Origin of the sequence: Bradyrhizobium sp. AT1, from assembly GCF_001590795.1 — a bacterium.
Lineage (GTDB): Bacteria > Pseudomonadota > Alphaproteobacteria > Rhizobiales > Xanthobacteraceae > Bradyrhizobium.
Genome location: NZ_JXDL01000001.1, coordinates 2,181,197 through 2,193,354, shown reverse-complemented (window position 1 = coordinate 2,193,354; position 12,158 = coordinate 2,181,197). Strand labels below are relative to the sequence as shown.

The following is a 12,158-nucleotide window of genomic DNA, read 5'->3' as shown; positions in this document are numbered from 1 at the left end:
GTCTTCATCGAGCAGGAGCGCGGCCAGGTCCACCCTGTGTCCTGGGAGCTGATGGGCGCCGGCCGCAAGCTCGCCGACAAGCTCAAGGTGGATCTCGCCGCGATCGTGATCGGCCCCGAAGGCGAGGCGACGCAGAGCGCCGCCGCCGAGTCGTTCTGCTACGGCGCCGACCTCGTCTACATGGTGGCCGACAACCTGCTCGCCGACTATCGCAACGAATCCTATACCAAGGCGCTGACCGACGTCGTCAACACCTACAAGCCCGAAATCCTGCTGCTCGGCGCCACCACACTCGGCCGCGACCTCGCAGGCTCGGTGGCGACGACCCTGCTGACAGGATTGACCGCCGACTGCACCGAGCTCGACGTCGATGCCGATGGCTCGCTCGCGGCGACCCGCCCGACCTTCGGCGGCTCGCTGCTCTGCACGATCTACACGTTGAACTACCGGCCGCAGATGGCGACGGTGCGACCGCGCGTGATGCCGATGCCGGAGCGTGTCGTGCGTCCGGTCGGCCGCATCGTCAGCCATCCGCTCGGCCTCGTCGAGGACGACATCGTCACGAAGGTGCTCTCATTCCTGCCGGACCGCGACTCCGCAAAATCCAATCTTGCTTATGCGGACGTCGTCGTCGCCGGCGGCCTGGGGCTCGGATCGCCCGAGAATTTTCAGCTGGTGCGGCAGCTGGCCACGGTGCTTGGCGCCGAATATGGCTGTTCGCGGCCGCTGGTGCAGAAAGGCTGGGTTACGTCCGACCGGCAGATCGGCCAGACCGGCAAGACCATCCGGCCAAAGCTCTACATCGCCGCAGGCATCTCCGGCGCGATCCAGCATCGGGTCGGCGTCGAGGGCGCCGACCTGATCGTCGCCATCAACACCGACCGGAACGCGCCGATCTTCGATTTTGCACATATGGGCATCGTCGCCGACGCGATCCGGCTGCTTCCGGCGCTGACGGCGGCATTCCGTGCCCGGCTGTCACCGCATTCGCGCGACCGGATCGCCAGTTAGCACAAGGAGAAGCGCCATGATCGAGGAGAAGTTCGATGCCATCGTCGTCGGCGCCGGCATGGCCGGCAACGCCGCGGCGCTCACGTTGGCGCAGCGCGGCCTGAAAGTGCTCCAGCTCGAGCGCGGCGAATATTCCGGCTCGAAGAACGTGCAGGGCGCGATCCTCTATGCCGACATGCTGGAGAAGTTGATCCCCGATTTTCGCGAGGACGCGCCGCTGGAGCGGCATCTGGTCGAGCAGCGCTTCTGGATGATGGACGACCGCTCGCACACCGGCCTGCATTATCGCTCCGACGATTTCAACGAGGAGAAGCCGAACCGCTACACCATCATCCGCGCGCAGTTCGACAAATGGTTCTCGCAGAAGGTCCGCGAGGCCGGCGCCATCGTGCTGTGTGAAACGACGGTGACGGAGCTGGCGCAGGATGCTTATGGCAAGGTGATCGGCGTGCGCACCGACCGCGCCGACGGCGAGATCCACGCCGACGTCGTGGTGCTGGCGGAGGGCGTCAACGGCTTGCTCGGCACGCGAGCCGGCCTGCGTAAGCGTCCGACGCCCGACAAGGTCGCGCTCGCCGTGAAGGAGATGCATTTCCTGCCGCGCGAAACCATCGAGGCGCGCTTCAATCTCCGGGGCGACGAAGGCATGGTAATCGAGGCCGCCGGAACCATCTCCCGCGGCATGACCGGCATGGGCTTCATCTATGCCAACAAGGAATGCATCTCGCTCGGCATCGGCTGCCTGGTCGCGGATTTCCAGCGCACCGGCGAGACGCCCTACGGCTTGCTCGATCGCTTCAAGCGGCACCCCTCGGTTGCCCCGCTGATCGAGGGCTCCGAGGTCAAGGAATATGCCGCCCACCTCATCCCCGAGGGCGGCTTCAAGGCGATCCCGCAGCTCTACGGCGAGGGCTGGGTCGTAGTCGGCGACGCCGCCCAGCTCAACAACGCCATCCACCGCGAGGGCTCGAACCTTGCGATGACGTCAGGGCGGATCGCGGCCGAGGCGATCTTCCAGGTCAAGTCGCGCAAGGATCCCATGACGGCGGAGAATCTGTCGCTCTACAAGACCATGCTGGACCAGTCCTTCGTCATCAAGGACCTTAAGAAGTACAAGGACATGCCTGCGCTGATGCACACCCAGTCGCAGAACTTCTTCCTGACCTATCCGGAGCTCGTCTCGAAGGCGATGCAGAACTTCCTGCGCGTCGACGGCACGCCAAAGGTCGAGAAGGAAAAGACGACGTTCAAATCGTTCATCAAGGCCCGGTCGTGGAGTGGGCTGTTCGGCGACGCCTTCCGCCTCGCGCGCGCCTGGCGGTGAGGCAAGGACATAGAACATCAACTACGGAGACCAAACCATGTCGATCGAGCCATCCGTGCGTGTCGAGGACAAGCTGTTCTACAACCGCTATCTGGTCGATGCCGGCCGGGCCCACATCAAGGTGCGGCCACACACGACGCCTTCGCCAGAGCTCCTGAGCATGCTGAAAGCCTGTCCGGCGCGTTGCTACGAGCTCAACGACAGCGGCCAGGTCGAGATCACCGTCGACGGCTGCATCGAATGCGGGACCTGCCGCGTGATCTGCGAGGAGAGCGGCGACATCGAGTGGAGCTATCCGCGCGGTGGTTACGGCGTGCTGTTCAAGTTCGGTTGACCCGTCATGAAGCTCAGCGCCCGCAACATTCTGCCCGGACGGGTCATTGCCGTCACCAAGGGAACGACGACGGCCCATGTGAAGATCGAGCTCGCCCCGGGCCTCGTCGTGTTTTCCGCGATCACCAACGAAGCGGTGGACGATCTCGCCCTGAAGGTGGGCGATGCCGTTTCGGCCGTGATCAAGTCATCCGACGTGATGATCGGCAAGTAGCGCCGCAGGCGCATCGGCGGGCAGGCGCGACGCGCGGGCCCGCTTGATGCGCGACGAAAGGTCCTGCCACCAGCCGTCGATCGCCCCGCGTTCGCAGAGCAGGCTGGTGCCGATACCGCCGGTAAAATCATTCCATGCGTCCAGGCATTTTTCGGGCACGGCCGTGAGCACGGGGATACCGGCGGCGATGGCGCCGGCCAGCTCGTCGCGCAGGCCCTCGCCAGCCGCCTCCTGCTTGGAGAACTTGTTGATCACGACGAGATCGACATCCGCCGTGATCGCGCGGGTGACGGCAACCGCCGCCTCGGCCAGTCCCGCGGCGTCGAGCTTGCAGGCCATCGCGCCCGAGCCGAGCGGCTGGCAGATCGAAATCTCGCGGCCGGTCATGAGATCGACGGCCTGCATGCCGATTTGGCAGCCGCTGCCGTCCCGGATGTTGCGCTGGACGATCCCGCCGATCCGCTCGCCAGACCGCGCGAGGTCCTGAGCAAACGCGGCCAGCAGGCCGTCGACGTCATCCTGCGGACGGTAGAGGATCGCGGCGACGCGGTTCGGGTCGATGTCGTGGAAGTCGATCGGCATGGCAGTCATCCTTAAAGGTTTTCCTACGCTGTTCCGTCGATCCGAGCAATCGCCATGCCGATCACGATCCGCGGCTGGCCGCAGTGCCGAACCGAGGCTCCGCAGCGGTCCGGCTTCGACGACACGGCCCCGTTCCATGAGGACCAGATGATCGGCAAAGCGCTCGATCTCGCTCATGTCATGGCTGATATAAAATACCGGCAGCGACAGCCGCTCGTGCACCCGCTCGAGGAACGGCAAGATCTCGTTTCTGGTGGTGTGGTCAAGCGCGGCGAGCGGCTCGTCCATGAGAAGAAGCTTTGGCTGCGACAGCAGCGCGCGGCCGATCGCAACGCGCTGCCGCTCGCCGCCGGAGAGGCGGTACGGCGAGCGGTCGAGCAGGGCGGCGAGGCCGAGCAGGTCCACGACCTCGTCGAATGCGATCTGCGCGCCGGCGGCCTTCGGCGCACCGAACGACAGATTCCGACGGACCGACAGATGCTGAAACAGGCTGGCTTCCTGAAACACGTAGCCGATCGGCCGCCGGTGCACGGGCCGGAACGAATGATGGTCCTGCCAGACTTCACCGTCGACCGCGCAGAAACCGTCGGTCATATGTTCCAGGCCGGCGATGCAGCGCGCGACTGTGGTCTTGCCGCAGCCGGAAGCGCCGAAGATCGCGGTGACGCCGGTGGCGGGCAGGCTGAGCTCGGCATCGAGCACGAAATGACCGAGTCTGCCGTGGAAGGCCGCGTTGATCCGGCCGGGTTCGGCCATTCTCATGCCGCAGCCCTCGCAGCGCGCTTGTCGACCAGCGTCATGGTCAGGATCACGGCGAAGGCGAAGACCACCATGAGGCCTGCGAGCATGCTCGCCTCACGCCAGCGTGAGGTCTCGACATAGTCGAAGATCGCGACCGACAGCACCTTGGTGCGGCCGGGAATGTTGCCGCCGATCATCAGCACGAGGCCGAACTCGCCGACCGTGTGCGCGAAGCCGAGCACGGCGCCCGTGAGGAAGCCGGGTCGTGCCAGCGGCACCGCGACGGTCCAGAACGTGCGCGTCGGCGAGGCGCGCAAGGTGGCGGCAACCTCGAGCGGCCGCTCGCCGATCGCGGTGAAGGCGTTGCGGATCGGCTGCACCACGAAGGGCATGGAATAGACCACCGAGCCAATGACAAGGCCTTCGAAGGTAAAGGCGAGCGTGCGTCCGCCCCACAGACGTGCGATCCATCCACCCGGCCCGTCCGGTCCGAGCAGCACCAGCAGATAGAAGCCGAGCACGGTCGGCGGCAGCACCAGCGGCAGCGCGATCACGCTCGCGATGATCTCGGTCCACCAGCCCTTGGCATGCGCCAGCCACCAGGCGAGCGGCGTGGCCAGCACCAGCAGGATCGCGGTCGAGATGGCGGCAAGCTCGATCGTCAGCAGTACCGATTGGCGGATCTCCTGCGACCAGATCTCCATGCGCGTCAGCTCTGCCCGTCCAGCATGTAGCCGTATTTCTCGATGATGGCGCGAGCCTCGGGCCCTCTGAGGAATGAGATGAATGCGCTGGCGGCTTGGTTTCCGGCACCCGTCTTCAGCAGCACCGCGTCCTGGCGGATCGGACCATAGAGCGCCTGCGGCACGACCCAGCGCGAACCGGCCTCGCTGCCGGTCAATTGCGATAGCGCGACGAAGCCGATCTCGGCATTGCCGGTCTCGACGAACTGATAGGCCTGGGTGATCGTCGCGCCCTCCACCAGCTTCGGTTTCAGGGCCTCATACAGGTTCAGCGATTTCATGGTTTCCACAGCGGCAAGACCGTAAGGCGCGGCGGCCGGATTGCAGATCGAGAGTTTTGCGAACGATGCCGCCTTCAACGTCTCTTCGCCGGTCACAAGCCCCGGCGACTTGCTCCACAGCACGAGCTTGCCGATTGCATAGGTGAAGCGGCTGTCCGCGGTCGCAAGTCCATCCTCGACGAGTTTCTTCGGCCGCGAATCGTCGGCCGACAGGAACACCTGGAACGGCGCGCCCTGCGTGATCTGGGTGTAAAACTGTCCGCTCGCGCCGAAGCTCAGCACCGCCTCATGTCCGGTCTTCTGCTTGAAGATGGCAGCGATCTCCTTCGCGGCGTCGGTAAAGTTGGCGGCCACGGCCACGTTGGTCTGTGCTGCCCGCGCCTCGGCGAATGCGAGCAGCAGCCCTGTGGCGACGGCGATCGTACGAAACAGTTTCATGATGAACTCCAGCGGACGGTAACCGCCTCCGCGCGAGCCCGATTGCTGCGAGGTGCCGGCCGTGGAAGGCTCAGCAATCGGCGTGCCGGAGGAGCAGGTGAAATCTGGTGTGCGCCTTGCAAGAATGAGCGGCAAAAGAAGGGTGTTCCCGCCCCTTGCGGCGGCGAGACCGACGATCCGCGTCGGGTTTGCGACAAAGTCGTCGACAAGCCGACACCGGTGAAAGGAGCAGGCCATGGTCACCGTTGCATCACGCGCCGAGCTCGAGCGTCTGCTGGAGGACGATGTGCCTTATGGCGATCTCACCACCGAGGCGCTCGGGATCGGCGCGATCGACGGCGTCATGCAGTTTACCGCGCGCTCGCCGATGGTGTTGGCGCTCGCCGAGGATGCAGCCGCGATCATCGCGCTCGCCGGCTGCGAGGTCGAGTTGTTCGCCGCATCCGGCGCGGCGCTGGAGCAGGGCGCGCCGATCCTCGGGGCGCGGGGCCCGGCCGCCGGTCTGCTCCGGAGCTGGAAGGTCGCGCAGACCCTGATCGAAATCTGGTCGGGTGTCGCCAGCGAGACCCGCGCCATCGTTGACGCGGCGAGAACGGTGGCCCCGCAAATTCCGGTGGCCTGCACGCGCAAGAACGTGCCGGGCACCAAGCGCTTTGCGGTCGCGGCGGTGAAGGCCGGCGGCGCCGTGATGCATCGACTCGGCCTCTCGGAGACGGTGTTGGTGTTTCCGGAGCACCGTGCGTTTCTCGGCGAGAGGCCGCTGTTTCTGGCGGTTGAGCGGCTGCGTCAAGCGGCGCCGGAGAAGAAGCTCGTGATCGAGGTCAAGACCGCCGATGCCGCGCTTGCCGCGGCGGTCGCCGGCTTCGACGTCATTCAGGCCGAGAAGTTCTCACCAGCCGAGATCGCCGCATTGGTCAAGCGCATCGCATCCATGGCCTACACGCGAGCCCGTCCGATCATCGCTGCCGCCGGTGGCGTCAACGCCGCGAATGCCGTGGCCTATGCGGAAGCCGGCGCCGATGTCCTGGTCACGTCGTCGCCCTATCTGGCCAAGCCGAGGGACGTGCAGGTACGGATGATGGCCGCGGATGAAAGAGAGATGCCTGACAAAGGCTCGAACCGCCCCGCCGCTCAGATCGTGAGGGAAACGATATGTGCACCGGGAAACCAAGAATGATCCCACCAAGGCGAACGAGGCCGATCCGCTGAGGTGGTGAGCCGTTTGGGCCTGGTCGCCGGCCCAGGGCGGTCTTGTGTCGGAAGATTGGGCGTCGCCGCACACGGCATTGCTGTCGTCTTATGCGGCGTGCCGAAGCGCGATGCATTCGAGCCGACCATTAGTCTCGTTTATATCGCGAATTTTTACTTCCAATTTTACTTCGCAGAATCTCAGCCATAGCCTCACGCGCAACTGATCACCTAAGCAGCCGGTCAATGGCGACCGGTGCGAGCGTTCATCGTAACCAACGGGGGTTGCCATGTCTGATGAGACGACGGGGAAAGTCACGTCCGATCCGGCGGGAACGGCGGCGAGGTCTTCGAAAAAGCTGAGCAGGCGCACGCTGTTAAAGGGGGCTGCCGCCGTTGCGGGCGCAGCCGCAGGCTCGGATGCGATCCGCGGCTTTCCGACCATCTGGGCGCAGGAGATCAAGGACATCGAGCTGCGCCATGTCGGCGTGTCCTATTCGGTGGTGAAGGCGATCGGCGACCAGGCGGCCAAGGATCTCGGCTTCAAGGTGACGATGCAGAACCTCGACACCTCTGCCGCCATCAACCGCTTTATAAGCCAGCCTAATACGGTCGATATCGCCGACCTCGAGGGCTGGCAGGCCAAGCTCGCCGCCAAGCGCAGCGTCATCCAGGGCATCGAAGTCAAGAAGATCAAGGAGTTCGACAACATCCTGCCGATCTTCACCAAGGGCGAGATCGACGGCCACAAGATCCCGCGCCAGGGCATCTCGCCCTACGAGGCCATGTACATCTCCAAACCCGACTCGACCGATCTGCATGACGGCGTCACGGAATGGGCGACCTTCCTGCCGCAGGTCTACAATGCCGACTCCATCGGCTATCGCCCCGATCTCGTCGGCCACGAAGTGACCGAGTGGAAGGACCTGATCGATCCCAAGTTCAAGGGCAAGGCTGCGATCCTCGACGTGCCCGCGATCGGCATCATGGATGCTGCGCTCTGCTTCGAGAGTGCCGGGCTGATCAAGTACGGCAACAAGGGCAACATGACCAAGGAGGAGATCGACTTCACCTGCAACAAGCTGATCGAGCTGAAGAAGCAGGGCCAGTTCCGGGCGACCTGGACCACCTTCGACCAGTCGGTGCAGCTGATGGCCGCGGGCGAGGTGGTGATCCAGTCGATGTGGTCGCCGGCGGTCGCCGCGGTGCGCGTCAAGGAAATCCCCTGCGTCTACGCGCCGGTCAACGTCAAGAACGGCAAGGAAGGCTATCGCGGCTGGTGCAACGGCATGGGCCTGATGAAGCATCTCTCAGGCAAGAAGCTCGACGCTGCCTACGAATATCTCAACTGGTATCTCTCGGGCTGGCAGGGTGGGTTCGTCGGCCGCTACGGCTACTACAGCCCGGTGCCGTCGACTGCCAAGAAATTCCTCACCGCCGCCGAATGGGACTTCTGGTACGACGGCAAGCCGGCACCGGAGGTCATCAACGATCCCTACGGCGTGCCGATGGAGAAGGCCGGCACCAAGCGCGACGGCGGCTCGTTCCTCGACCGCGTCAAGAACATCTCGTGCTGGAACACGCTGATGGACGAAGCCGCCTACATGAACAAGCGCTGGAACGACTTCAAGGTGGCGTGAAACCTGCTTTTCCTCAACTAACGAAGCACCGGCGCCGTCACGTGCCGGCGCTGACAAGATCGCCTTCGAGGCCATTGCTGATATGCAGCCCAGTCCAAGTCAAAATTTAAGTCCATCGCGCTCCAATCTCGCCGGCTGGCTCTATGTCTCGCCGCTGGTCCTGGTGCTTGTGCCGTTCTTCGTGGCGCCGATCCTGGTCGTGCTGGCGGCGAGCTTCTTTGCCACCGATGGCTTTGGCGGACTGACGCCCGGCTTCACGCTCGTCAGCTACGTCGAGGTGCTGCATTCGGCGCTGACGCTGAAACTGTATCTGGCGACCATCAAGTTCACCGTGCTGACCTGGGTCTTCACGCTCGTCATCGGCTTCTTCGTTGCCTACTTTCTGGTGTTCCACGTTCGCAATCAGCTGCTGGCGATCGGCCTGTTCCTCTTGTGCACGGTGCCGTTCTGGACCTCGAACATCATCCGGATGATTTCCTGGATTCCGCTGCTCGGCAAGGAAGGCCTGATCAACCAGGCGCTGCTGGGGATAGGCGTGATCCGCCAGCCGCTGGAAGTGCTGCTGTTCTCCGACCTCGCGGTGGTCATCGCCTATGTCCACCAGCTCACGATCTTCATGATCGTCCCGATCTTCAACTCCATGGCGCGGATCGACAAGAAGCTGATCGAGGCTGCAATCGATGCCGGCGCCAGCCGTTTCGACATCATGCGCCTGATCGTGGTCCCAATGTCCAAGAGCGGCATCGCGCTCGGCACCATCTTCGTGGTCTCGATCGTGATGGGCGATTTCTTCGTGGTGAAGGTGATGTCCGGCGGCGGCTCGGCCTCCGTGGTCAGCGCCTTCTACGAGGACGTCGGCGTGCTGCAATATCCGACCGCGGCGGCAAGTGCCGTGCTGCTGACGCTGGTGCTGGTCGCGATCGTCTCGCTGATCCTGCGTACTGTGGACATCCGGCAGGAGATCACGCGATGAGCGCGGTTCTCGCTGAGATGCCCGAAGCCGTCGCGCCGGCAACCACCAAGGCGATCGCGCCGAGCAAGGGTGGCCGGCCCTGGACGTTCTACGTGCTGGCGTCGCTGTTCGCCGCCTACGTGATCGCGCTCTACGGCCCGATGTTCTGCATCTATATCCTGTCCTTCCAGGACATCCGCGGCGGGCTCGTCTTCCCGATGAAGGGGCATTCGCTGCACTGGTTCGTCGATCTCTTTACGCAAGTCCGCACCGGCGACGTCAAAGGCTCGTTCGACCGCTCGATCAAGCTTGCGGTCATCGTCACCGTCATCACCGTGGTGGTGTCGTTCCTGGCGGGCCTCGGCTTCCGCAAGCGCTTTCGCGGCGACACTGTCGTCTTCTATATGATGATCGGCAGCCTGGTGGCGCCCGGCCTGGTGCTCGGTCTCGGCACGGGCTTGCTGTTCCAGGCGCTCGGGCTGAATGCGAGCTGGTACAGCTCGGCGCTCGGCGCGCAGCTCTCCTGGACTCTGCCGTTCGGCGTGCTGGTGATGTTCGCCGTGATGTCGCGCTTCAACCATGTCTGGGAGGAGGCGGCCTATGATCTCGGCGCGAGCCGCTGGCAGTCGATCCGGCTGGTGATGATCCCGGTGCTGGCGCCCGGCCTGGTCGCGGTCGCGCTGTTCGGCTTCACGCTGTCCTATGACGAGTTCGCGCGCAGCCTGCAGACCGCGGGTTCGCTGAACACGCTGCCGCTCGAAATCTGGAGCATGACGCTGAACGTGACCTCGCCCTCGCTCTACGCCCTCGGCACGGTCACAACCATCGTCTCCTTCATCGTCATCGGCGCGAGCCTCGGCAGCATCGTGTTGATTCAGAAGAAGCGCGGCAGCAGCGCAAAGGGTTGAGCTGGGACATGAAGAACGATCGCGGCGACATCGAACTGGCGGGTGTCTGCAAGAGCTTTGACGGCGCGACCAATGTGGTCGACGGTGTCAACCTGAAAATCGCCGACGGCGCCTATTGTTGCTTCATCGGCCCGTCCGGCTGCGGCAAGACCACGATCTTGCGGATGATTGCCGGCCACGAGGACCCGACCGCCGGCGAGATCGTCATCGGCGGCCAGAACGTCGTCGGGCTTGCGCCGGTGCAGCGCCGCACCGCGATGATGTTCCAGTCTTACGCGCTGTTTCCGCATCTGACGGTGCGGGAGAACATCGCCTTTGCACTCCGCGTGCGAGGTCAGTCCAAGGCCGACCGTCTGCGCGCGGCGGACGCCATGATCGAGAAGGTGCGGCTGTCGCAATTCGCCGACCGCCTGCCGGCCCAGCTCTCCGGCGGCCAGCAGCAGCGCGTGGCGCTGGCGCGCGCCGCGATCACCGAGCCCAGGGTGTTGTTGCTCGACGAGCCGCTGTCGGCGCTCGACGAGCAACTGCGGGTGCAGATGCGCCAGGAGCTCAGGCGGATGCAGCAGGAGCTCGGCATTACCTTCATCCATGTCACCCATACCCAGCTGGAGGCAATTGCGTTGGCGGACCTCGTCGTGGTGATGGAGCAGGGCAAGATCAAGCAGGCAGGCGCGGCGCGCGACGTCTATGCCCGTCCGCACGATCGCTACGTCGCCGAGTTCATGGGCGGGCAGAACGTGTTGTCCGGTCGGGTCGAGAAGGTCAATGGCGCGAGCTTTACCCTCGCACAGGCCGCACCCTCCGGCATCGAAGTGCCGCTTCAGGCGCGCGCGAATGTGAGTGTCGGTGATAAGGTCGACATTGCCGTGCGCCGCGACGATGTCGCGCTGGTCAGGCCGGGCAGGGATCTGCCGCCGGGTTGCACGACCTCGCTGCCAAGCCGCGTGCTCGCGATCGAATACCAGGGTTATTTCGTCAAGGTCATGCTCGACACCGTGCCGGATGACGAGTTCGTCGCCTACGTGCCGGAAAAGACCTTCTTCGCAGATCCCTTCACCGTCGGCGATGTCGTGATGGCCACATGGGCCAACGGCAGCGCGTTGCCTCTCGCCTGAAGACCCCGTCGCGCACAGGAGTATGACCGTGCAGATATCCTTCACTCTCAACGGCCGACCCACCACTGTTGATGTCGAGCCGGCAACGCTCGTCACCGAGCTGCTGCGCGAGCAGCTCCATCTCACTGGCACCCATATCGGCTGCGACACCAGCCAGTGCGGTGCCTGTGTGGTGCATCTCGACGGCCTGCCGGTGAAGAGCTGCACGCTGCTGGCGCCGGCGCTCGATGGCGCGACGCTGCTCACCATCGAGGGCCTGCAAGGCGCACCCGGCTCGAACCGGATGCATCCGATGCAGGAGGCGTTTCGTGAACATCACGGCCTGCAATGCGGCTTCTGCACGCCGGGCATGCTGATGACCGCGGTGGCGTTGGCCACCGAGAAGCCTGACCTGACCGAGGCCGACGTCCGCCACGGTCTCGAAGGCAACATCTGCCGCTGCACCGGCTACCAGAACATCGTCGTCTCGGTGATGGCCGGCGCCGCCGCCATGAACGCCGCCAAGGGAGAGTGACCATGAACAATGTGATCGGCATTGGCGCCTCACCGAAGCGCAAGGAAGATCAGCGCTTCCTCACCGGCCGCGGCAACTACGTCTCCGACATCAAGCGGCCTGGCATGACGGCGGGTGTGTTCGTGCGCTCGCCGCATGGGCATGCGATCCTGCGCGGCATCGACAAGAGCGCGG

The 12,158-nt window shown here is 64.4% G+C and carries 13 protein-coding genes and 1 pseudogene; 10 read left to right on the top strand and 4 right to left on the bottom strand.

The window, feature by feature from the left end:
* The 4 genes from SE92_RS10580 to SE92_RS10565 form a co-directional block, all read left to right on the top strand.
* A partial coding sequence (locus tag SE92_RS10580) for an electron transfer flavoprotein subunit alpha/FixB family protein (RefSeq protein WP_063195645.1) occupies window positions 1-1,011 on the top strand: 1,011 nt, incomplete at its 5' end.
* 16 nt (window positions 1,012-1,027) lie between these two features.
* Window positions 1,028-2,335, top strand: coding sequence for an FAD-dependent oxidoreductase (locus tag SE92_RS10575; protein WP_063195644.1), 1,308 nt, complete (start codon window positions 1,028-1,030; stop codon window positions 2,333-2,335).
* Between the two features lie 37 nt (window positions 2,336-2,372).
* Window positions 2,373-2,669 carry a ferredoxin family protein gene (locus SE92_RS10570; protein ID WP_063195643.1) on the top strand — a complete coding sequence of 99 codons (297 nt, stop codon included), beginning with the start codon at window positions 2,373-2,375 and terminating at the stop codon, window positions 2,667-2,669.
* Window positions 2,670-2,675: 6 nt separating this feature from the next.
* A complete protein-coding gene (locus tag SE92_RS10565; RefSeq protein ID WP_063195642.1) occupies window positions 2,676-2,882 on the top strand; it encodes a TOBE domain-containing protein in 207 nt (68 codons plus the stop codon).
* On the opposite strand, the gene SE92_RS36605 is transcribed toward SE92_RS10565, so the two are convergent.
* The 4 genes and pseudogenes from SE92_RS36605 to modA form a co-directional block, all read right to left on the bottom strand.
* Window positions 2,856-3,464 carry a DUF2478 domain-containing protein gene (locus SE92_RS36605; protein ID WP_198172918.1) on the bottom strand — a complete coding sequence of 203 codons (609 nt, stop codon included), beginning with the start codon at window positions 3,462-3,464 and terminating at the stop codon, window positions 2,856-2,858. The genes SE92_RS10565 and SE92_RS36605 overlap by 27 nt on opposite strands.
* Window positions 3,465-3,545: 81 nt before the next feature.
* Window positions 3,546-4,226, bottom strand: a pseudogene (gene modC / locus SE92_RS36600) (molybdenum ABC transporter ATP-binding protein); the annotation flags it as partial.
* Complete coding sequence (modB, locus tag SE92_RS10555) at window positions 4,223-4,909, bottom strand: molybdate ABC transporter permease subunit (protein ID WP_063195640.1); 687 nt, start codon at window positions 4,907-4,909, stop codon at window positions 4,223-4,225. The pseudogene modC and the gene modB, both read right to left, overlap by 4 nt.
* Window positions 4,910-4,914: 5 nt before the next feature.
* On the bottom strand, window positions 4,915-5,667 hold the full coding sequence (gene modA / locus SE92_RS10550) for a molybdate ABC transporter substrate-binding protein (protein ID WP_063203449.1): 753 nt from the start codon (window positions 5,665-5,667) through the stop codon (window positions 4,915-4,917).
* Between the two features lie 235 nt (window positions 5,668-5,902).
* On the opposite strand from modA, the gene modD reads away from it, so the two are divergent.
* The 6 genes from modD (at window position 5,903) to SE92_RS10520 (ending at window position 11,984) form a co-directional block, all read left to right on the top strand.
* A complete protein-coding gene (gene modD, locus SE92_RS10545; RefSeq protein ID WP_084251788.1) occupies window positions 5,903-6,844 on the top strand; it encodes a ModD protein in 942 nt (313 codons plus the stop codon).
* A gap of 301 nt (window positions 6,845-7,145) precedes the next feature.
* The gene (locus tag SE92_RS10540) at window positions 7,146-8,495 is read left to right on the top strand and encodes an ABC transporter substrate-binding protein (protein ID WP_063195639.1); all 1,350 of its coding nucleotides are present in this window, start codon (window positions 7,146-7,148) and stop codon (window positions 8,493-8,495) included.
* Between the two features lie 82 nt (window positions 8,496-8,577).
* Window positions 8,578-9,468, top strand: a complete 891-nt coding sequence (locus SE92_RS10535) for an ABC transporter permease (RefSeq protein ID WP_063195638.1) — start codon at window positions 8,578-8,580, stop codon at window positions 9,466-9,468.
* The gene (locus tag SE92_RS10530) at window positions 9,465-10,355 is read left to right on the top strand and encodes an ABC transporter permease (protein WP_063195637.1); all 891 of its coding nucleotides are present in this window, start codon (window positions 9,465-9,467) and stop codon (window positions 10,353-10,355) included. The genes SE92_RS10535 and SE92_RS10530 overlap by 4 nt, the downstream gene beginning before the upstream one ends.
* 8 nt (window positions 10,356-10,363) lie before the next feature.
* Window positions 10,364-11,470 (top strand): ABC transporter ATP-binding protein, encoded by a 1,107-nt coding sequence (locus SE92_RS10525; protein ID WP_063203448.1) that lies wholly within the window; start codon window positions 10,364-10,366, stop codon window positions 11,468-11,470.
* 22 nt (window positions 11,471-11,492) lie between these two features.
* Window positions 11,493-11,984 carry a (2Fe-2S)-binding protein gene (locus tag SE92_RS10520; RefSeq protein WP_198172609.1) on the top strand — a complete coding sequence of 164 codons (492 nt, stop codon included), beginning with the start codon at window positions 11,493-11,495 and terminating at the stop codon, window positions 11,982-11,984.
* Window positions 11,985-12,158 lie beyond the last annotated feature (174 nt).